The sequence below is a fragment of the Streptomyces sp. NPDC111520 genome (genome assembly GCF_055635295.1).
This window is the reverse complement of sequence record NZ_JBVKBW010000002.1, coordinates 194,525-215,607: the sequence shown is the minus strand read 5'-3', so window position 1 is coordinate 215,607 and position 21,083 is coordinate 194,525. Positions and strand designations below refer to the sequence as shown.

At 72.3% G+C, this 21,083-nt stretch carries 13 protein-coding genes, 5 tRNA genes and 1 pseudogene; 11 read left to right on the top strand and 8 right to left on the bottom strand.

Going from position 1 to position 21,083, the window contains the following annotated elements; translation table 11 throughout:
• Window positions 1-1,449: pseudogene (locus tag ACZ7MY_RS05010) on the bottom strand (hypothetical protein); the annotation flags it as partial.
• 307 nt (window positions 1,450-1,756) lie between these two features.
• Between ACZ7MY_RS05010 and ACZ7MY_RS05005 the strand changes: the two are divergent.
• The 3 genes from ACZ7MY_RS05005 to ACZ7MY_RS04995 all read left to right on the top strand — a co-directional run bounded on the left by ACZ7MY_RS05005 (window position 1,757) and on the right by ACZ7MY_RS04995 (window position 4,999).
• On the top strand, window positions 1,757-2,437 hold the full coding sequence (locus ACZ7MY_RS05005) for a class I SAM-dependent DNA methyltransferase (RefSeq protein ID WP_499599654.1): 681 nt from the start codon (window positions 1,757-1,759) through the stop codon (window positions 2,435-2,437).
• Between the two features lie 19 nt (window positions 2,438-2,456).
• Window positions 2,457-4,376 carry a SpoIIE family protein phosphatase gene (locus ACZ7MY_RS05000; RefSeq protein WP_499599652.1) on the top strand — a complete coding sequence of 640 codons (1,920 nt, stop codon included), beginning with the start codon at window positions 2,457-2,459 and terminating at the stop codon, window positions 4,374-4,376.
• A 170-nt stretch (window positions 4,377-4,546) separates the two neighbouring features.
• Window positions 4,547-4,999, top strand: coding sequence for a hypothetical protein (locus tag ACZ7MY_RS04995; protein ID WP_499599651.1), 453 nt, complete (start codon window positions 4,547-4,549; stop codon window positions 4,997-4,999).
• 400 nt (window positions 5,000-5,399) lie between these two features.
• Here ACZ7MY_RS04995 and ACZ7MY_RS04990 read toward each other — a convergent pair whose 3' ends face one another.
• The 5 genes from ACZ7MY_RS04990 to ACZ7MY_RS04970 form a co-directional block, all read right to left on the bottom strand.
• The gene (locus ACZ7MY_RS04990; RefSeq protein WP_499599650.1) at window positions 5,400-5,561 is read right to left on the bottom strand and encodes a hypothetical protein; all 162 of its coding nucleotides are present in this window, start codon (window positions 5,559-5,561) and stop codon (window positions 5,400-5,402) included.
• Window positions 5,562-6,752: 1,191 nt separating this feature from the next.
• Window positions 6,753-6,825: transfer RNA gene (locus ACZ7MY_RS04985), tRNA-Lys, on the bottom strand.
• A 90-nt stretch (window positions 6,826-6,915) separates the two neighbouring features.
• Window positions 6,916-8,463 carry an amino acid permease gene (locus ACZ7MY_RS04980; protein ID WP_499599649.1) on the bottom strand — a complete coding sequence of 516 codons (1,548 nt, stop codon included), beginning with the start codon at window positions 8,461-8,463 and terminating at the stop codon, window positions 6,916-6,918.
• 201 nt (window positions 8,464-8,664) lie between these two features.
• Window positions 8,665-10,740 (bottom strand): DEAD/DEAH box helicase, encoded by a 2,076-nt coding sequence (locus tag ACZ7MY_RS04975; RefSeq protein WP_499599648.1) that lies wholly within the window; start codon window positions 10,738-10,740, stop codon window positions 8,665-8,667.
• Window positions 10,741-10,945: 205 nt separating this feature from the next.
• Window positions 10,946-11,452 carry a hypothetical protein gene (locus tag ACZ7MY_RS04970; RefSeq protein WP_499599647.1) on the bottom strand — a complete coding sequence of 169 codons (507 nt, stop codon included), beginning with the start codon at window positions 11,450-11,452 and terminating at the stop codon, window positions 10,946-10,948.
• A gap of 299 nt (window positions 11,453-11,751) precedes the next feature.
• On the opposite strand from ACZ7MY_RS04970, the gene ACZ7MY_RS04965 reads away from it, so the two are divergent.
• From ACZ7MY_RS04965 to ACZ7MY_RS04930, 8 genes are all read left to right on the top strand, one after another.
• On the top strand, window positions 11,752-12,102 hold the full coding sequence (locus ACZ7MY_RS04965) for a metallopeptidase family protein (protein WP_499599646.1): 351 nt from the start codon (window positions 11,752-11,754) through the stop codon (window positions 12,100-12,102).
• An 81-nt stretch (window positions 12,103-12,183) separates the two neighbouring features.
• Window positions 12,184-13,770, top strand: coding sequence for a metallophosphoesterase (locus ACZ7MY_RS04960; RefSeq protein WP_499599645.1), 1,587 nt, complete (start codon window positions 12,184-12,186; stop codon window positions 13,768-13,770).
• An 83-nt stretch (window positions 13,771-13,853) separates the two neighbouring features.
• Window positions 13,854-13,926 (top strand) — tRNA-Glu (locus ACZ7MY_RS04955).
• Between the two features lie 332 nt (window positions 13,927-14,258).
• Window positions 14,259-14,333 (top strand) — tRNA-Asp (locus ACZ7MY_RS04950).
• Window positions 14,334-14,337: 4 nt separating this feature from the next.
• Window positions 14,338-14,414, top strand: a tRNA-Phe gene (locus ACZ7MY_RS04945).
• Between the two features lie 282 nt (window positions 14,415-14,696).
• Window positions 14,697-18,614 carry an ATP-dependent RNA helicase HrpA gene (gene hrpA / locus ACZ7MY_RS04940; RefSeq protein ID WP_499599644.1) on the top strand — a complete coding sequence of 1,306 codons (3,918 nt, stop codon included), beginning with the start codon at window positions 14,697-14,699 and terminating at the stop codon, window positions 18,612-18,614.
• A 72-nt stretch (window positions 18,615-18,686) separates the two neighbouring features.
• Window positions 18,687-18,761: transfer RNA gene (locus ACZ7MY_RS04935), tRNA-Asp, on the top strand.
• A 146-nt stretch (window positions 18,762-18,907) separates the two neighbouring features.
• The gene (locus ACZ7MY_RS04930; protein WP_499599642.1) at window positions 18,908-19,117 is read left to right on the top strand and encodes a DUF6274 family protein; all 210 of its coding nucleotides are present in this window, start codon (window positions 18,908-18,910) and stop codon (window positions 19,115-19,117) included.
• A gap of 263 nt (window positions 19,118-19,380) precedes the next feature.
• Here ACZ7MY_RS04930 and bldC read toward each other — a convergent pair whose 3' ends face one another.
• A complete protein-coding gene (gene bldC, locus ACZ7MY_RS04925) occupies window positions 19,381-19,587 on the bottom strand; it encodes a developmental transcriptional regulator BldC (RefSeq protein ID WP_003949541.1) in 207 nt (68 codons plus the stop codon).
• Between the two features lie 486 nt (window positions 19,588-20,073).
• Window positions 20,074-20,928, bottom strand: coding sequence for a DUF8083 family protein (locus ACZ7MY_RS04920; RefSeq protein WP_499599640.1), 855 nt, complete (start codon window positions 20,926-20,928; stop codon window positions 20,074-20,076).
• Between the last annotated feature and the right edge of the window lie 155 nt (window positions 20,929-21,083).

The window sequence follows — 21,083 nt, the reverse complement described above, 5'->3', positions numbered from 1 at the left end:
CTCAGACTCGACCGGGGCCTCCGCCTCGACAACCGGCTCGGACTCGGCAGCAGGTGCGGGAACCTCAGCCACCACAGCCTCCGCCTCAGCAGGAACGGCCTCGGCCTCAACGGCCGGTTCCTGCACGGACTCCGCCTCGACGACCTCCTCGGCAACCGCCTCCGCGGGCTCGTGCGCAGTCTCCGCGACGGAGGCCTCGGCCTCCGCAGAAACTGCCTCCGGCTCCACGACCGGCTCGGGCTCGGCCTCAACCGCCGGTTCCTGCACGGACTCCGCCTGGACGACCTCCTCGGCAACCGCCTCCGCGACCGCCTCGGACTCCACGGGGGTCTCCGCCTCGACAACCGGCTCCGGCTCCGGCTCAGCAGCAGGTGCGGCAACCTCAGCCACCACAGCCTCCGCCTCAGCGGGAACGGCCTCGGCCGCAGGCTCCTCCGGCTCCACGACCGGCTCGGGCTCGACGGCTTCCGCCTCGGCCGCGGACTCCGCTTCCGGCTCCGCGTCCCCCTCCGCCGTCGTGCGCGGCTCGGGGACGACCGGCGTCTCCGCGACCGGTGCCTCCGGGGTCTCCGCCTCGCCCAGCAGCGCGACGACCTCGGCCGTGTCCGCCCGGCGCTCCGTCAGCTCCGCGAGCACCGCGCCGAGGCCCTGCTCCTCCAGCCGGGCCCGGGTGGCCTTGAGGTTGGGCAGCCGGTACAGCGTGCCCTCGTCCGCGGCGAGGCGGTCGAGGAGCTCCGCGAGCTCGGCGAAGGGGAGGGTGTCCAGCGCGGCCTCGGGCCGCAGGAGGCGGCCCAGTTCGGTGAGCCCGGTGCCGGCGGCCTCGGCGGCGCGGGAGGCGTCGTCGAGGAAGTCCGCGTCGGTGGGGACGGCCGGGCGGCCGGTGCCGCCGAGGGCGGCCCAGTCGTTGCGCTCGACGGCCGCGGAGGCCAGGGCGGTGTGCACGGCGTCGCGCCGCGGCCGTCCGGTGGCCAGCCCGCGGACGCGTCCGCGCAGCGACCTGCGGCGCAGCCAGGTGACCTTCACGCCGCGGTCCCGGCGCCAGGCGCCGCTCGCGGTGGCGGCGACGTACTCGTCCAGCTCGCCCTCGGCCACGTCGTACACGTCGGCGTTCAACGTGCGCAGCGTCAGCCGTACCCGCAGCAGCAGGGACACGGCCCGGCCGCTCTCGGCCACCGTCCGGGGGGCGTCGATGCCCAGGGCCTCGGCCTCCTCCAGGCGGAGCGCGGTGGCGCGCAGCGCGGGCAGGTCACGGCCGCGCAGTTCCGCGAGGACGGTGGAGGCGGCGCGGGCCTCCTCGGGGCCGGCGACGGTGTCCGCGGCGGCGTACCAGGCGTGGGTGTCGGTCGTCAGCGTGAAGCCGCCGAGCTCCGCGTAGGCGCGCAGGTCGTCGCGCGCCTCCGCGGGGAGTGAGGCGATGTCGGCGGTGCTGTGCAAGGAGGGTGCGGTCATATGAGGTCCGGTTCCTGGCAAGTGCGGTGGGCGTCGGCGGCGTACGCGCGGCGGAGCGGCCCCGGGCCGGCGTGCTCGCGGTGGCCCCACGATACGGGCGCGGAACACCCCGGCGCACGCGCCCCGTCCGTAACGGGGGCCACGGCGGCCCCGCCCGCGCACGGAGAGAGACGACCCGGACGCCCCGGGTGACCCTGGTGCCCCGCATGACTGCCGTGTTCCCCGTGGCCAGAGGGACGGCTGTCATCGAGAGGCGTCGGAAGGACTCCACGGGATAATTGGAGGGGGGCACGAAAGGGATGTCTTCGTGATCGACAGGACCGTCTGGCGTGGTTACCAGAGCGGCCGGCCTGACCGGAGCGGCCAGGCCGAGGCCTTCGACGCCATCGGTGACCGTTACGACGAGGCGTTCCCGCACAAGGAGGGGCAGTTCTCCGCCGGACTGTGGCTCGTGGACACCCTGCCGCCAGGGTCCCGGGTGCTGGACCTCGGCTGCGGCACCGGACTCCCGACCGCCCGGCAGCTCAGCGACGCGGCGTTCGACGTCGTCGGCGTCGACCTCTCCGAGGGCATGATCGAACTCGCCCGTACGTACGTCCCGGACGCCACCTTCCACCAGCTGGACGTCGCCGACCTGTACCCCGGCGGCCCGGTCGCGCTCGGCCGCTTCGACGCCGTCGCGGCCTTCTTCTCCCTGCTGATGCTGCCGCGCGCCGAGATCCCGCACGCCCTCCGCACGATCCACCATCTCCTGCTCCCGGGCGGGCTGTTCGCCCTGTCGATGGTGGAGGCCGACGTGGACGACTTCTCCATCCCGTTCCTCGGCTGCACCATCCGCGTCTCCGGCTACCTCCGGGAGGAGTTGCTGCACGTCATCGAGTCGGGCGGCTTCGAGATCGTCAAGGAGTTCTCGTACACCTACGCCCCGGCCTTCAGCGACGTACCGCCGGAGGAACAGGTCTTCCTGTGCTGCCGGCGGATCGGCTGAGTCGGGACGGGACCGGGACGTGGCGCCGCACCGCACCCCCGGCGAGGACCCCGGCCCGGCCGGGGGCGGGGCGGAACCGCCCGAGCGGCCCACCACCTGGCCCCGCGACGCGGAGGCGCCGCGCGCGCCCGGGCAGCCGCAGACCGACCGGCTGCGCTACCTCGACGCGGCGACCCGGCGCATCGCCGCCGGCATGGACCTGGATGAGACGCTGCGCGAGCTGGACGCGGCGGCCGTACCCGCCTTCGCCGACGTGATCTTCGTCCATCTGCACGATCCCTTGCTGACCGGGGAGGGGCTGGAGGGCGGCCCGGACCCGGCGGACGCCGTGGTCCTGCACCTGCACCCCACAGGGCGGCGCACCCCGGAGCGGCCGCCCCCGGCGCACCCGCCGTGCCCGCCGCTGCCGTCGCCGGACGCGGAGGCCGCGGCGCCGGAGCCGCCGCAGATCGCGCTGCGGTGCGTCAACCGCCCGGGCCGGAACGGGGTGTCGGAGTGCGTACGGCTCAGCACCACCGGCCGGCTCACCCGGCTGCTGAGGGAGGGCCGCCCGGTCTTCGGCGACGCCCCGGGCATCGCCCCCGCCGTCAGGGAGCTGCTCGGCCCGGTGGCCGGCCCGCCCGGGACGCTGCCGCCCGGCCGCCGTCTGATCATCGCCCCGCTGCACGGCCGCAACCGCCTCATGGGCACCCTCACCCTGCTGCGCCGCCCGGAGCGGCCCCCCTTCACCGCCGACGACCTGCTGGTCGCCTCGCAACTGGCGACCCACACCGCGCTCGGCGCCCACAAGGCGCTGATGTACGGGCACGAGGCGTCCGTCGCCGACGCGCTGCAGCGCACCATGCTCCCGGCCTCCCTCCCCGAGCCCACCGGGGTGCGGCTGGCCAGCCGCTACCTGCCCGCCTCGGAGACCGCGCGGGTGGGCGGCGACTGGTACGACGCCATCCCGCTGCCCGGCAGCCGCGTCGCGCTCGTCGTCGGCGACGTGATGGGCCACTCGATGACCTCCGCCGCGATCATGGGCCAGCTGCGCACCAGCGTGCAGGCCCTCGCCGGGCTCGACCTGCCGCCGGACGAGGTCCTGCACCACCTCGACGAACAGGCGCAGCGCCTGGGCATCGAGCACATCGCCACCTGCCTGTACGCGGTCTACGACCCCATCTCGCACCGGCTGCTGATCGCCAACGCCGGCCATCTGCCGCCGGTCGTCCTGCTCCCCGGCGGCAAGGGCGAGGTGCTGCCCGTGCCCGCGGGCGCGCCGATCGGCGTCGGCGGGGTCGACTTCGAGACGGTGGAGATGCCCGCGCCCACCGGGGCCACGCTGTTCCTCTACACCGACGGCCTGGTGGAGTCCCGCGGCCACGACATCTGGACCGGGGTCGAGAACCTGCTCGCCCGCGTCCAGACCCCCGGCCGCGACCTCGTCCCGCCGCCCCTGGAGGCGCTGTGCGACCAGGCGCTCGGCGACCTCGGGCCCGGGGGTTCCCGCGACGACGACATCGCCCTGCTCGCCGCCCGCTTCGACGGCTTCCCCACGCACAGCGTCGCCTACTGGTACCTCGCCCCGCAGCCCGAGACCGCCTGCCGGGCGCGCCGGCTGACCCGCCGCGCCCTGCACCGCTGGGGCCTGGACCCGATGCTGGAGACGACCGAACTGCTCGTCAGCGAGGTGGTCACCAACGCCGTCCGCTTCGCCTCCCGCCCCATCACCCTGCGCCTGCTCCGCACCGACGTGCTGCGCTGCGAGGTCGGCGACGACTCGCCCCTGGTCCCCCGGGTGCGCCGGGCCGGAGCGGAGGAGGAGAACGGCCGCGGCCTGTACGTCGTCGACCTCCTCGCCGCCCACTGGGGTGCCCGCCGCCTGGGCACCGGCAAGGTCGTCTGGTTCGAACTCCCCATCCCCGACGAGGCCCGCCGACGGGGCACGAACCCGGCGTAGCGGCGGCCGGCGGTGGCGGCCCGTCATCCCCGCTCCGGGGCGGACGACTTGGGTCCGGTGGCCGTACGTCGCGCGGCGGCACACCCATCCGGGCGGGCCGCGCGGCTGTCACACCCGTGCCGCGTACCGCCTCCGCCACATAAGGCGGGGCGAACCGTAATAATCCCGGCATGCGCACTCACATCGCCGCAACCGCCCTGCTGATCGCCGTCACCGGCCTGACCCTCAGCGGATGCGGCTCCTCCGCCGACACCACCGCCACCGCACCCGAGACCGCCGCGTCCTCGCAGTCCCCGGTGGCCAAGACCGACCAGACGGACGAGGACCACACCCTGACCGACCAGGGCGACGCCCTGACCGCCAGCGGCATCCCGTCCGCTCCCACGGGAGCCGAGCGGACCGCCCTCATCGCGGCCCTGCAGGCCATCAACCCCGACTTCGCCAAGGACCCCGACAAGGCCGTCGAGGCCGCCCGCCAGCAGTGCGCGGCCATCAACAGCAACGACCCGCAGGCGGACGCCGAGGCGAGCCGGCGCTTCACGTACCACGGCAACGAGCTCACCGAGGCCCAGGGCAAGGCCATCAACGACGCCCTGAAGAGCCTGAAGTTCTGCGGCGCCTGACCACGCCGCCGGGCCTCCAAGAACACCACGGGCCCCCGTCCGGAACCACTCCGGACGGGGGCGCGGCATACGGGTGACGGGCGCCCCGCCGGCGAGCGGCTGCGGTCGCGGAAGCGCGGCCCCTGAGGGGCGAGTCTCCGGCACCTGCGCCCGCTGCCAGAAGACGACCGAGGACGGCCGGTCCTACGCGGTTGAGTCCGGCTCCGGCCCGGGCGGCATCTTCGTCCTGTGCGCAGACACCAGGGCGTGCCGACGCCGGGAGGGCACCGCGCGTCCACGCATGTACTCCCTGTAGAGCTGCCGCCGGCCTCCGACGGCGAAGCGACTCGGGAGGTCGACGGCTTGGGCCCCCACCGCACCCCGGCGGTGGGGGCTTCGTCATGCCTGAGCGGCCCCTCGCTTAGGCCCTTCCCTTGATGTACGGCTCGAAAGCCTTGGCGAGGGTCTTGACGCGATTGGCGTAGATGGTGGGCGATTCCTTGTCGTCCTTGGCTCGGGTGCCAGCCATGGCCGTGGCCGCCGCCTGTAATGCCGCGGCGCGGATCTTCTGCTCGTCGGTCACTAGCCCTCCCCTGTCGATGACTGCTCTGTACACACTTCCCGGGCGGGGGCGACGGGCAACCCGTGAGCATGACAATGGCTGGCGCTCCCCATGTCTGGAGCCCGCCCGACTGAGGCCCGGGCCTCACGGATTACACACACGACCAGCCGGGCGGACGCTTGGGCGGTCCCGCCGAGATGAGGGGGAGGACGTTCGGCAGGACCACGACTGCGAGCCCGTCCGGCCAGCCGCGTGGACCATCTCGCATGGCCGGGCGGGCGCATGTGCGGCCCTGCCCTTGGGGGCAGCTTTCGGGCAAGCGGTGGACAGGGCCACACCTCCAGCATGCGCCTGCGGCCAGGTCCTGGCGAGGCCCCACCACCAGCCAGAGAGCGGAAGCTAGCCGGACGGTCCCGCCACGGGGCGGGCGGGAGTGCCCTGGGCGGGACCGCTGTCTCAGGATGCGTGCCGGTCTTGGATGGCGCACGCGCACTCTGAGGCTGTGAGTCGGATGGTCGTCCAGACCGCCTCCGATGAGCGGTCGAAATGAGAAGGGCCTCCGTCGCTTCGCCGCGACAGGGGCCCTTCTCTTGCTCGCGGTGTCTCGGGGGGTGGACGACCACAAGCGCGCCGTCCAGCGTGCCCCGACCGATGCAGCGACTACCAGTCGAACCGAGCAGCCGGGTGACGGGCGCGCCACTCCGGCGCTTTGTGGCGCGTCGCTCCCCGGTGACGCCTGCGCGCGCATACGCTCGTGCCGCTGTCAGCTCACAGCACGGGCCCCGCTGGCGACGCGGGGCCCTTCCCTGCGCCAAGCGGCCCCGTCGTCTGTGTGCGGCAGGATCGACGGGGCCGCGTCCGTGAGGCCGCCCAGCCGAAGATGGCCCTGGACGGCCGGGCGGGCGCATGAGCGGCCCCGCCCGGGTGAGGGCTGAATCTCGTTCCGCTTTGACGGGGTCGCACTCCCAGGTTGCGACGCTTCCCGGCGGAGTCGCAAACGGTGACGGTCGAGCCCCCACCGTCCCCCGCGGTGGGGGCTCACCCATGTCCTGGGTGAAGCGAGTTGGACAAGACGTGATCGTCGGCACTTCGGGCCGGCAGCGGGCCGGCTCTCGATCTTCGAGGCCGGGGAACGGGCTGCGGCCCCATCGGTCGAGACCGGTGGGGCCGCATTCACGCAGGACAGCGGTGGCGAGACCAACCGCCTGCGGGTAGGCCGTGTGGGACTCGAACCCACAACCAATGGATTAAAAGTCCACTGCTCTGCCAATTGAGCTAACGGCCCGCACCCCGCAGCATAGCCGGACGGCGGCCGTGGCTCCGAGCGCATTCGGCCCGTGCGGCGCGGCCGGCGCCGGCGGGCGGGCGGGACCGGTCAGCCGGGGGTGTCGGCCGGGGCGGGTGCGGGGACCTCGGCGGAGGCGGGACCCCGGTCGCGGAGGAACCAGTGGCGGGCGGAGACGAACCACCACGTCGCCGCGAAGCCGAGGACGACCAGGACGGCGATCGGCGCGTAGTTGAACGTGTCGACCGTGACCGGGCTCACCTGGGGCAGCATGAAGAGCACGGTGATGAAGACGACCCAGGACACGGCGACCACCCCGATCGGGCGGGACCAGCGGCCGAGGTGCCAGGGGCCGCGCTCGAAGTCGTCGCCCTTGCCCAGCCGCAGGAAGGTCGGGATGACGTACGCGATGTAGAGGCCGATGACCGCGATGGAGGTCACGGCGGCGTACGCGGTCAGGTTGATCAGGTACGGCAGGCCGAGGACGAGCGCGCCCAGCGCGGCCAGCCAGACGGCGTTGGTGGGGGTCTTGGTGCGCGGGTTGATGCGGTGCCAGACCGAGGAGAGGGGCAGCGCCCCGTCCCGCGAGAAGGCGTAGATCATGCGGCTGTTGGCGGTGACGGAGGCCATCCCGCAAAAGAGCTGGGCGCCGATGACGACGAGCAGCAGGAGCTTGCCGCCGACGTCGCCGAGGCCGTCGATGAGGATCTGCGCCGGGGGGACGCCGGTCGGCGTGTCGAGGACCTCGTCGTAGGAGCGGATCGCGTACGTGAAGCCGAGCAGCAGCACGAAGCCGGCGATCCAGGAGATCCAGATGGAGCGGACGATGCCGCGCGGCCCGGCGGTGGCGGCGTCGTGGGTCTCCTCGGTCATGTGCGCGGAGGCGTCGTAGCCGGTGAAGGTGTACTGCGCCATCAGCAGGCCGAGCAGGACCACGTAGAAGCTGCTGCCCCAGCCGGTGTTGTTGACGAAGTGGGTGAAGACGAACGACGTCGACTGGTGCCGGTCCGGAACGAACGCGAACGCGCCGACGATCAGGCCGACGCCGAGCACGTGCCACCAGACGCTGATGTCGTTGAGGAGCGCGACGATGCGGACGCCGAAGGTGTTGAGCAGTCCGTGCAGCACCAGGATCGCCGCGAAGAGCACGATCGTGTGACCCGGGGTGCTGCTGAAGCCGAACTGCAGGTCCAGGTAGGCGTTGAGGAAGCTGGCGGCGCCGAAGTCGATGCCGGCGGTGACGGCGACCTGGCCGAGCACGTTGAACCAGCCCGCGAACCAGGCCCAGGCGGCGGCACTGCGCGGCGGGGCGAGCCGGTGGGCCCAGTAGTACAGGCCGGCGGAGGTGGGGTACGAGGAGCAGATCTCGGCCATCGCCAGACCGACGACCAGCGTCATGAGACCGACGGCCAGCCAGCCCCAGGTGATCACCGCGGGGCCGCCGGTGTTCATGCCGAACGCGTAGAGGGTCAGGCAGCCGGAGAGGACCGAGATGATGGTGAAGGAGACCGCGAAGTTGGAGAACGCGGACATCCGGCGGGCCAGCACCTGGGTGTAGCCGAGTTGGCGGAGGCGTTCCTCGTCGGAGACCGTGCCCGGGGGCCCCGCGGCCTCACCCGGTTCTTTTGGAATTGTCATGCCCCCAGCGATTCCCCCGCGGAGGGCACGGCATGCGTCACGTCCTGTCCGGAAGTGGACGGAAACTCCCGTGACCGGGGTCACAGGGAACCCGTTGGCCGGAACGGACACCCCGGCCCGGCGTGCGGCGGGCTGAGGGACGACCGGAGCCCGGCAGCGAAGTGCTGCCGGGCTCCGGGTCGTTCAACTGTTCAGCGGGCGTCAGCCGTTGCGCTTCCAGCGCGGCTTGTCCGTGCGGCGGTCGAAGCCGCCGCCGCTGGGGCGGTGGTCGTCACGACGGCCGTACGGGCGGCGGTCGTTGGCGTCGCGGTCACGGTTGAACGCCGGGCGGTCGTCGCGGCGGTCCCGGTTGACGGGGCGGTCGCCACCGAAGTGGCGGTCGCGGGACTCGTGCGGGCGCGCCGGGCGGTCGTCACGGCGGTCGTAGGAACGCGCCGGGCGGTCGTCACGACGGTCGAAGCCGCGGTCACGGTCACGGTCGCGGTTGAACGAGGGGCGCTCGTCGCGACGGTCCCGGTTGAACGACGGGCGGTCGTCACGGCGGTCGCGGTTGTACGACGGGCGGTCGTCACGGCGGTCCCGGTTGAAGGAGGGGCGGTCGTCGCGACGGTCGCGGTTGAACGACGGACGCTCGTCACGGCGCTCGTACCCGCGGTCGCCACGGTCACCGCGCTCACCGCGGTCCCGGAAGGACGGGCGGTCGTCACGACGGCGCTCGTAGTTGCCCCGGTCGTCGCGGCGCTGGAAGGTGCGCTGCTCCGGCGCGGACGCCTCCGCGGCCGGCGCGGGCACGGTCGCCGCGGCGGCGACCGCCTCGGCGGCCTCGGCCTGGGCGGCGGCCACGGCGGCCTCCGGGTCCTCGCCGCGCTCACGGGCGGCACGCGCGGTGAGGCGGTCGGCCTCCTCGCGCAGCTCGGCGGCCCGGCGCTGCGCGCGCTCCAGGGACTTGGTGAGGTCGGCGACCTCGCGCTCGGCCTGCTGCGCGGCGTTGCCGGCCGCGTCCGCCTGCACCTCGGTCAGCGACCGGGCGCCGGTGATCTTGGCGACGTCCTCGTCGAACGCCCCGGCCCCGCCGACGACGTGGCGCGAGGCGTCGACGCCCGCGTCCTCCATCAGCCGGAAGATCTGCTTGCGCTGGTGCGGCAGGGCGAGCGAGACGACCGTGCCGGACTGGCCCGCGCGGGCGGTACGGCCCGAACGGTGCAGGTAGTCCTTGTGGTCGCCGGCCGGGTCCACGTTGAGGACCAGGTCGATGCCGTCCACGTGGATGCCGCGCGCCGCGACGTCGGTGGCGACGAGGACGTTGACGTAACCGTCCTTGAAGTCGGCCAGCGTCCGGGTGCGGGCGCCCTGGGTCATGCCGCCGTGCAGGGCGTCGGCCTTGACGCCCGCGTCGCGCAGCTGCTCGGCGACGCGGTCGGCACCCATCTGGGTGCGGACGAAGATGATGGTGCGGCCCTTGCGGGCGGCGATGGCGGCGGTGACCGGGGCCTTGTCCTTGGGCTTCACGACCAGGACGTGGTGGGTCATCGTGGTGACCGCGCCCGCCGAGGGGTCGACCTCGTGCGTGATCGGGTCCTTCAGGTACCGCTTGACCAGGGTGTCGATCTCGTTCTCCAGCGTGGCGGAGAACAGCAGCCGCTGGCCGCCCTGCGGGATCAGGTCGAGGATCTCGGTGACCTCGGGCAGGAAGCCCATGTCAGCCATCTGGTCGGCCTCGTCGAGGACGGCGATCCGCACCTGGTCCAGCGAGCAGGCGCCGCGCTCGATCAGGTCGCGCAGCCGGCCCGGGGTGGCGACGAGGATGTCGACGCCGCGCTCCAGGGCGTAGATCTGGTTCTGCATGGAGGTGCCGCCGCAGACGACCTTCATCTTCAGGCCGAGCACGTCGCCGTACGGCTGCAGCGCGTCCGCGACCTGCATCGCCAGCTCGCGGGTCGGGGTGAGGATCACGCCGCGCGGGCGCTTCCGCTCGGTGTGGCCGTCGGCCAGGGAGGTGAGCAGCGGCAGACCGAAGGAGAGGGTCTTGCCGGAGCCGGTGCGGCCGCGGCCGAGGATGTCGCTGCCGGCCAGGGCGTCGGGGATCGTCGCCGCCTGGATCGGGAAGGGGGTGGTGACCCCGTTCTGCGCCAGCTTGCGGACGATCGCCTCGGGCAGACCCAGGTCGCCGAAGGTCACGCTGGGGGTCTCGGGAGCGGTGTGCTCCTCGGTGACGGCCTCGTCGGCGCCGTCGGTGTCGATGGGCATGGCGGAACGGTCGGCAGTGTCAATAGACATGCTGAAGCTAAAACCTCTCGGAGATTTCGGCACGCGCCAGCTCCGGAGGTTGCTTACAACCGCCTCGATGCGGTCAGCCACAGGAGAAAAGGAACGCGCCAACGCGGCGCGCTTCGGTTCGGCGCCGGGCAGTGGGATCAAACGATCTACCAGCATACGCATACGAGACCGCTTTGGCCAATTCGGTCCCCCGGGTCCCTCATGCTCACCTCCCTCCCGCTCCCCCCGCGGCGCCGTTCACCGAGGGCGCGCTGGACGGCGACGGCTGGGGCGAGCCGTCCCCGGACGGCGGCGGGGAGCTGTCGCCGGGCGAGGACGTCGCCGACGGCCGGTCCGACGGCGGCGCGGAATGCGAGGGCCGCCCCGAGGACGAAGGGCGCCCCGAGGGTTTCGCGCTGTGGGAGCGGCCCGGGCCCTGGGTCGGCCCCGGCACCGACTCCTGAGCCGACACCGAGGGCGAACCGGCACCCGGCGCGAGCGCCCCGGGCCGGCCCTCCACCCCGCCCGGGCCGCCGCCGGGCAGCACCATCCCGCCGTCCTGCCAGCTGTCCCCGGTCCCGCCGGCCTTCCCGGCGACACCGGAGGAGGCGCCCTTCGGCTGGGCGTCGCCGCCCGCGCCGCCCACGCTGACGCAGCCGGTCACGGAGCCCAGGGCGAGCACGGGCAGGAGCAGCACGGCCGCCGTACGCGCACGGGCGGTGGCAGGGGTCACGGGAGCACCTCTGGTGGATCTGGCGGGACGGATGGGTCCGGCGGTGCGGTGGGTCCGGCGGGTGGTCGTCGCGGGACCGGGTTCCGCGCTGCCCAACGGGCCCGCGGCCCTCGGGGACACGCCCGTACGGGCGCGAGCCCGGCCGCACCGCGCACGGCCCGCCCCGGCACGGGCCGCCGAACGGCTCCCGCCCCGCGCGCCCTTGGCGGGCTCCGGCGGCGCGGTCCGGCAGCACGATCCGGCGAGGCGATCCGCGTCGGACGCTGCCCGAACGGCCGTCCGTCGCGGACAATGGCGGTGTGCTGGAGATGTCACGCGAAGCGTTCGAGGAACTGGTCAGCGACGCGCTGGACCGGATCCCGCCGGAGCTGGCCCGCGTCATGGACAACGTGGCGGTGTTCGTCGAGGACGAACCCGACCCCGCCGATCCGGAACTGCTGGGCCTGTACGAGGGGACGCCGCTGACCGAGCGCGGGGAGTGGTACGCCGGCGTCCTGCCGGACCGGATCACGATCTACCGCGGCCCGACCCTGCGCATGTGCGCCACGAAGGAGGAGATCGTGGAGGAGGTCGCCACGACCGTCGTCCACGAGGTGGCGCACCACTTCGGCATCGAGGACGAGCGCCTGCACGAACTCGGCTGGGGCTGATCAGCGGTCACCCCGCCGGGCGGGCGGGGGACTCCGCCCCGGCGGCGCATGTCTCGCGACGGCCCGGGGCATACGTCGGCAATGGTCCGCGTTCGATCTCGTGTGCCCCGTATCCGTGACCTGTGGCGCCGCCGCCGCACGGCCGTACCGCCCGCCCCCTCGCTCGCCGTCCCTCCCGCCCGGCCGTACCTGGCCGCGCTCGGGCTGCTGGCGGTGACGCTGGTGGGCGGCTGGCTCGGCCTGGTGGTGCTGGGCAGCATCGAGGAACCGGTCGGCCCGATGAACACCCGGATGTCGCTGCACCCGTCCTGGACCGGGGACACCCAGGTCAACGTCTCCCCGCTGGGCGCCCTGCGGCTGGACAGCCACGACGGCCCGCTGCGCCTGGTCGTGGACGTCGACACCCTCGACCCCAACCGGGCCCGGACCCTCGTACGGCACCCGGAGCGGATCAGCGGACTGCAGAGCGAGGTCACCGCCGACGTGCGGCACAGCACGGCCGAACTCGCGCTGCGCTCCTCGGTGGCCGCGCTGACCGGCGCCACCGCCCTCGGCCTCGCCGTCTACCGCAGGCCGCGCCGGGCCCTCGCCGCCGGCGGGCTGTCCCTCGCGGTGCTGGTGGCCTGCGCGGGCACCGCGTACGGCACCTGGAACCCGCGCAGCGTCCTGGAACCCCGCTTCTCCGGCCTGCTGAGCAGCGCCCCCTCGGTCGTCGGCAACGCGCGCAGCATCGTCAGCGACTTCGACATCTACCAGCAGGAACTCGCCCGCCTGGTGACGAACATGACCCGGCTGTACGACGCGACGTCCACGCTGCCCGCCTACAACCCGGACCCGACCACGCTGCGGGTGCTGCACGTCTCGGACATCCACCTCAACCCGGTGGCCTGGCAGGTCATCGAGTCCGTCGTCGCCGAGTACAAGATCGACGTGATCGTCGACACCGGCGACCTGATGGACCACGGCACCACCGCCGAGAACGGCTTCACCTCCGCCATCCCCGACCTCGGCGCGCCCTACGTCTTCGTCCGCGGGAACCACGACTCCATGGACAGCCAGCGCGCGGTCGCGGAGCGCGCCAACGCCCACGTCGTCGACGACGGCCGCTCGGTGGTGGTCAAGGGGCTGCGCATCGCGGGCATCGGCGACCCGCAGTTCACCCCGGACCGCTCGGTCGAGGCGGCCGGCGACCCCTCGGAGCGGCTGGCCGGGCAGAAGCTGGCCGACGCCGTCCGCGCGCAGAACGCCACGGGTTCCAAGGTCGACATCGCGATCGCCCACAACCCGATCGCCGCCGCCCAGACCGACGGCCTGGTCCCGCTGATCCTCGCCGGGCACACGCACACCCGGGCCGTCGACGTGCTCGAGGAGGGCAGCCGGCTGATGGTGCAGGGCACGACCGGCGGCGGCGGGCTGCGCGCCGTCGAGGGCGACACCCCCCAGAAGGTGGAGGCCTCCGTCCTCTACCTGGACCAGGACACCCACGCACTGCAGGCCTGGGACGAGATCACCCTCGGCGGGCTCGGCCTGTCCACCGCCGAGGTCTCCCGCCACCTCCCGGAGGAGGTGGAGCCGGGCCGCGCCCCGGCCCCCTCCCTCTCCCCCGTCGGAACGCCCTCCGGAACGCCGTCCGGCAGTCCCTCCGGCACGGCGACGAGCAGCCCGTAAACCGTTTTGGCGATCCTCCGCCGCATCCCATATGCTGCTGACGCGTCCCGACGGTGCCGAAGATCCGCCCGGCGGGCCACCCAGCCCTCATCGTCTAGTGGCCCAGGACGCCGCCCTTTCAAGGCGGTAGCACGGGTTCGAATCCCGTTGGGGGCACATACGTCTGCGTCGTCCCGCAGACGATGCGCGTTGGCAGTGCGGCCGGTTCACCGGCGGCGCTGCCTTCTGTGTTTTCCGGGCCCGGGCAGCGCGACCGGTCCGGCGTCCCGTCCTCGCTGCCCCGCAGGTCACACGTGCGTGGCGGCACCCGGGGTCTGATACGCTGGTCCAGCGAGATCGGCCCGCCAGTGCGTGTCCGACCGGTCACCGAGAATCACCGACCGGAAGCCCCGTCACCGGCGATCCGTCCCTCGCACAGCGCGGCGGAATCCCGTTGGGAGCACGCACAAACGTGTGGGAGACTGTCTCTCGCGCAGAGCGCAAAGCAAGGTCCTGTGGAGCAGTTTGGAGTGCTCGCCACCCTGTCAAGGTGGAGGCCGCGGGTTCAAATCCCGTCAGGACCGCGCTGGCTGGGTAGCTCAGTTGGTACGAGCGATCGCCTGAAAAGCGATAGGTCGCCGGTTCGACCCCGGCCCCAGCCACCAGCAACCCCCGTCGAGATCCTCGGCGGGGGTTTCGCGTTGCCGGTGAGGATCGCGTCCCTCCCGGCCGGCCACCCCGGCCGGCCCTCCCGGTGGCCGGCGGCAACTGACGCCGTCCGGCGGCCAGTCGCACCGCGGCGCCGGCGCCGGCGCCGTGACGAACGCCACCGTCCCGCCCGCAGCGGGCCCCCGCACCACGGCCCGGCCCGGGCCCCGCGGGACGGCGGAACACCCGGCGTAATGCGTTCGCCCGTGGGGTGCGGCGGATGCGATGCTGGAACGCGTATGTCTACGCAGCCCCCCTCCCCCGCATTCGGCGAGCTCGGCGCCCGGCTGGCCGAGCTCACCCTGCGCGACGCGCACCGCCTCGGCCGTCGCCTGGACGGCGCACGCCGCATCCGCAAGCCCGAGGCCCGCTCTGCCGTGCTGACCGAGATCGGGGCGGAGATCGACCAGGCCGCGCTGAAGGTCGAGGCGCGGCGCACGGCCATACCCCGGATCAGCTACCCCGAGCAGCTGCCGGTCAGCCGGAAGAAGGACGACATCCTGGAGGCGATCCGCGACCACCAGGTCGTGATCGTCGCCGGTGAGACCGGCTCCGGGAAGACGACGCAGATCCCCAAGATCTGCCTGGAGCTGGGCCGTGGCGTCCGCGGCCTGATCGGCCACACCCAGCCGCGCCGGATCGCCGCCCGCACGGTGGCCGAGCGCGTGGCGGAGGAGCTGCACACCCCGCTGGGCGGGGCGGTCGGCTGGAAGGTCCGGTTCACCGACCAGGTGGGCGACGGCACGCTGGTCAAGCTGATGACGGACGGCATCATGCTGGCCGAGATCCAGACCGACCGGGAACTGCGCCAGTACGACACGATCATCATCGACGAGGCCCACGAGCGCAGCCTCAACATCGACTTCATCCTGGGCTACCTCGCCCAGCTGCTGCCCCGCCGCCCCGACCTCAAGGTCGTGATCACCTCCGCGACGATCGATCCGGAGCGCTTCTCCCGGCACTTCGGCGACGCCCCGATCGTCGAGGTCAGCGGGCGTACGTACCCGGTCGAGGTGCGCTACCGGCCGCTGCTCGCGGAGGAGGCCGACGACGACGACCGCGACCAGATCACCGCGATCTGCGACGCGGTCGACGAGCTCCAGGCCGAGGGCCCCGGCGACATCCTGGTCTTCCTCTCCGGCGAGCGGGAGATCCGCGACACCGCCGACGCCCTGAACAAGAGGCAGCTGCGCCTGACCGAGGTCCTGCCGCTGTACGCGCGGCTGTCCTCCGCCGAGCAGCACAAGGTGTTCCAGCGCGGCACGGGCCGCCGCATCGTGCTGGCCACCAACGTCGCGGAGACCTCGCTCACCGTCCCCGGCATCCGGTACGTGATCGACACGGGCTTCGCCCGCATCTCCCGCTACAGCCACCGCACCAAAGTGCAGCGCCTGCCCATCGAGCCGATCAGCCAGGCCAGCGCCAACCAGCGCAAGGGCCGCTGCGGCCGTGTCGCGGACGGCATCTGCGTCCGGCTGTACTCCGAGGACGACTTCCTGACCCGTCCGGAGTTCACCGACGCCGAGATCCTCCGCACCAACCTGGCCTCCGTCATCCTGCAGATGACCGCGGCCGGCCTCGGCGACGTCTCCCGCTTCCCCTTCATCGACCCGCCGGACGCCCGGAACGTCAAGGACGGCGTCCAGCTGCTGCAGGAGCTCGGCGCGCTCGACGGGCAGAAGCTCACGCAGACCGGCCGCAAGCTCTCCCAGCTGCCGGTGGACCCGCGGCTGGCCCGCATGGTGCTGGAGGCGGAGCGCAACGGCGTGGTCCGCGAGGTGATGGTCATCGCGGCCGCCCTGTCGATCCAGGACCCGCGCGAACGCCCCCAGGACAAGCAGCAGCAGGCCGACGAGAAGCACCGCCGCTTCGCGGACGAGACCAGCGACTTCATGGCGCTGCTCAACCTCTGGCGGTACGTGCGCGACCAGCAGAAGGCGCTGTCCTCCTCCGCCTTCCGCCGGATGTGCCGCACCGAGTACCTCAACTACCTGCGCATCCGCGAGTGGCAGGACATCTACAGCCAGCTGCGCACGGTCGCCAAGACGATGGGCATCCACCTCTCCGAGGGCGACCACGAGGTCAACCTCCAGCACGTGCACCAGTCGCTGCTGGCGGGGCTGCTCTCGCACGTCGGCCTGAAGGACACCGACAGCAAGAACGAGTACCTGGGCGCCCGCAGCGCCAAGTTCGCGGTCTTCCCCGGTTCCTCGCTCTTCAAGAAGCCGCCGCGGTGGATCATGTCGGCCGAGCTGGTGGAGACCTCCCGGCTGTGGGCGCGGGTCAATGCCCGCATCGAGCCGGAGTGGATCGAACCGCTCGCCCAGCACCTGGTGAAACGCTCCTACAGCGAACCGCACTGGGAGAAGGACCAGGCCGCGGTCATGGCGCTGGAGAAGGTGACGCTGTACGGCGTGCCGATCGTGGCCGACCGCAAGGTCAACTACGGGAAGATCGACCCGGAGACCAGCCGCGAGCTGTTCATCCGCAACGCGCTCGTCGAGGGCGACTGGCGCACCCACCACCAGTTCTTCCACGACAACCGGAAGCTGCTGGCCGAGGTGGAGGAGCTGGAGCACCGGGCGCGGCGCCGCGACATCCTCGTCGACGACGAGACGCTCTTCGACTTCTACGACCGCCTGGTCCCCGAACACGTCGTGTCCGGCGCCCACTTCGACTCGTGGTGGAAGCACAGGCGCCGCGAGGAACCGGAGCTGCTCAACTTCGAGCACTCCATGCTGATCAACGAGAACGCCGAGGCCGTCACCAAGGACGACTACCCCGACTCCTGGCGCCAGGGGAAGCTCAAGTTCCGTGTGACGTACCAGTTCGAGCCGGGCGCGGACGCGGACGGCGTGACCGTCCACATCCCGCTGCAGGTGCTCAACCAGGTGACCCCGGACGGCTTCGACTGGCAGATCCCGGGCCTGCGCGAGGACGTCGTCACCGAGCTGATCCGCTCGCTGCCCAAGGCGATCCGCCGCCACTACGTACCGGCGCCGAACTACGCGAAGGCCTTCCTCGACCGCGTCGTCCCCGTACAGGACCCGCTGCCCGAGACGCTGGCGCGGGAACTCCAGCGGATGGTGGGCGTGCCCGTCACCGCCGAGGACTTCGACCTCGCCAGGGTCCCGGAGCATCTGAAGATCACCTTCCGGGTGACCGACGAGCGCCGCCGCAAGCTGGCCGAGGACAAGGACCTGGAGGCGCTGAGGCTGCAGCTGCGGCCGAAGACCAAGGCCGCGATCAGCAAGGCCTTCGACGCCGCCGGCGCCATCGGCATCGAGCGGCGCACGGGGCTGACGCAGTGGACGGTGGGCGCCCTGCCGCGCACCTTCGAGACCCGGCGGTCCGGGCAGCCGGTCAAGGCGTACCCGGCGCTGGTCGACGAGGGCGAGAGCGTGGGCGTGCAGCTCTTCGACACCGAGGCCGAGCAGACCGCGGCGATGTGGCGCGGCACCCGCCGGCTGATCCTGCTGAACGTCCCCACCAACCCTGCGAAGTTCGCCGCGGACCGGCTGTCCAACCAGGACAAGCTCGCGCTGTCGCGCAGCCCGCACGGCTCGGTGAACGCCCTGTTCGACGACTGCGTCACCGCGGCCGCCGACCGGCTCATGGCCGAGCACGGCGGCCCCGCCTGGGACGAGGAGTCCTTCCGGAAGCTGTACGACTCGGTGCGCGCCGACCTCGTCGAGCTGACCGTCAGGACCGTCGCGCAGGTGCGTCAGGTGCTGGCCGCCTGGCAGGCCTGTGAGCGCCGTCTGAAGGCCACCCAGAGCCTCGCCCTGGTGGCCAACTTGGCGGACGTCAAGGAGCAGCTGGGAGCCCTCGTGGGGCCCGGTTTCGTGACCGCCGCGGGAGTGCGCCGGCTGCCGGACCTGCTCCGCTACCTGGTGGCCGTCGACCGACGGCTGCAGCAGATGCCCACGGGCGTGCAGCGGGACACCACGCGCATGGAGAAGGTCCGGGAGATCCAGACCGAGTACGCCGAGCTGCTGGCGGCCCGGCCGGCCGGGCGGCCCGTCCCCGAACGGGTGCGGGACATCCGGTGGATGATCGAGGAACTGCGGGTCAGCTACTTCGCGCACGCCCTCGGGACGGCGTTCCCGGTCTCGGACAAACGCATCTTCAAGGCCCTCGACGAAGCCTGGGGCTGATCGGGTTCGCAATCACCCTCTGACCTGCTGTACAGTCTTCCTCGCGGCCAAGGAACGACGGCCGCGAAACCTGGTCCTGTGGAGCAGTTTGGAGTGCTCGCCACCCTGTCAAGGTGGAGGCCGCGGGTTCAAATCCCGTCAGGACCGCAGTAGAAGGCAAGGCCCGCGTCCAGCGAAGGACGCGGGCCTTCTTGCTGTGCGCGGGCTGGCCGGGGCGGCCGCGGTGGCCGGTAGCGGTTGTGGAGGGAACGGGTCCCCTGGTCCCGTCCGTTCCCGCGTGGTACGCCTGGCACATGAGCGCGACGCCCAGGGACCCGGGCCCGGCACCCCGGGACGTGACGCGGGCGCTGCTGCGCGCGCACCTGGCGGCCGCGGCAGGGGGCGGGCGACGTCACCTCACCCGGCACTGCCCGGTGTGCCACCGGCTGATGCGGCTGGCGCTACGGCGCGCGGCCGTCCCACTACCGCACGAACCGGGCGAGGAACAGGACTCCGGCATGTGACGGGAGTCACGTGAAAAGTTCCCCCTCTGGGGGAACTTGGGGCCTCCTGTGGGGCCGTCAATTTAATATGTGCAATTGCACTCACGACAGAGGACCCAGTCCTCACAACACGGACACATCACACGCACAAAAAAGATCGCACCGGAGCCGGCGGACTCCGGTGCGATCGACGTTCCTACGGGCTTCCCTGATGGGGGCAGGGACCCTTCGGAGCGGACGCCGTGGCGGGTTGGGGGCCCCGCGCGGGCGTCCGTTTGTTCAGGTCAGGCCTCGCTGCGCTGCTGCGGAATGCCCGCGAGCAGTGCACGGACCTCCGCCTCGCGGTAGCGGCGGTGCCCGCCGAGCGTGCGGATGGACGTGAGCTTGCCAGCCTTGGCCCAGCGCGTGACCGTCTTCGGGTCCACGCGGAACATCGTGGCGACCTCAGCGGGGGTCAGCAGCGGCTCGGCATCAGGGGTGCGAGCGGTCATGAGCGGCCTCCTCGAGAGAACCGAACCAACACGGTTCTTTCCTCTAAATTCTGCACCTTGACCCGCGTTGCCCGAAATGGCGGACGCGGGCCGAGTCGGTAATAGGACGAACGGCTTGTCCTTGGCACTACAACTACACCATCTGTCCAGCCGTGTCGGCCAAACCGATGGATTTGCCCTCTGAGGTGTCTAAGCTCGACGGAAGCCGATGGACCGGGCCATAACGGACAGTCACACCTGGGTGACGATCAGTCACAGCCAACCCACGAGCCACAGCCCCACCTCAAGGGGATGCAATCCCGGACATTCCACCCAGAGCGAGTGGAAAGAGGTCCTTCCGGACCCGATGTCCCATATTGTCATGGGGGGTGGGGATGAGGGCAAGACCCCTAAACGTGCTTTAGGTCACCCTTAGGCCAAAGGTACCGGTCGGCCGGACTCAGGACCAAAGTCCCTCCCCCGCGGCCCCCGGTTCCCGACGGACCCTCAACTCGCGTACAGGAGCTCCCTGACGGCCCTCCAGCGGTCGGTGAGCCGCTCGTACGCCTCACCGGCCCGGGTGCCGTCGTCGTCCCGCAGCGCCGCCAGCGCCTCCGCCACGTCGGCGGCCGAACGGTCCCCCGCGAGGGAGTCCGGCGCGATGGCGTGCACGAGCCCCCCGTAGTCGAGTTCGACCAGGGAACGCGGGTGGAACTCCTCGAGCCACCGCCCCACGTCCACCAAGCCGTCGATCAGAGGCCCCTCTTCGAGTGAATCCTTGAGGACCCGCAGCGCCCGGGCCGTCCGCCGGCGGGCCTGCACCATGGGTGTCCGGTAGCGCATCACCGGCCCCTTGGACTCGCCCGCGCCCGCGGGTTCGTACTCCCGCTCGGAGTCGTCGAACAGCACGAACCAGCGCACCGGGACGTGCCACGTCGCCCCGCGGATCCAGGGCCGGGCGTCGGCGTTCTCGGGCTTCTCCGCCCGCCACGCCGCGAAGTCGGCCTCCGCCTGCTCGAGGGCGACCCTCGGCAGCACCGCCTCCACCACGGGGGCCGGGTACTCCTCGACCAGTTCGGACAGGGCCAGCCAGCCGCGCAACCGGGTGCGCCAGGGGCAGACGTGGGTCACGCCGTCCACGACGGCGACGAAGGCCTCACCGCTCTCGCGGACCGGAACGGCCAGCGGCGGGACGGAGAGCAGACCGGCCAGCGACTGCCGCAGCTCGTCCTGTGCGGTCCGCTGCGGGCCCTGGGCGGCGTACCGGTACCAGTAGCCGCGGTCGGGCTCCGGGAAGGCCGCCAGCGGCTCGTACACCCGCAGATACGCCGCGTAGGGGACCAGCACCGATGACAAGCCCACACCCGCTCCCTCGTGACGGCTTCCGCCATGGCATCGTCCCACGTCGTTTCCGGCACGGGGAGTGATCCACGACACTGGGAAGATGTTCAGGGCCGGGTGGTTCTAGTCTTCTGCCGACCGGCCCTCCCCCACCCACCCGGAGGGCGACCTCTGGA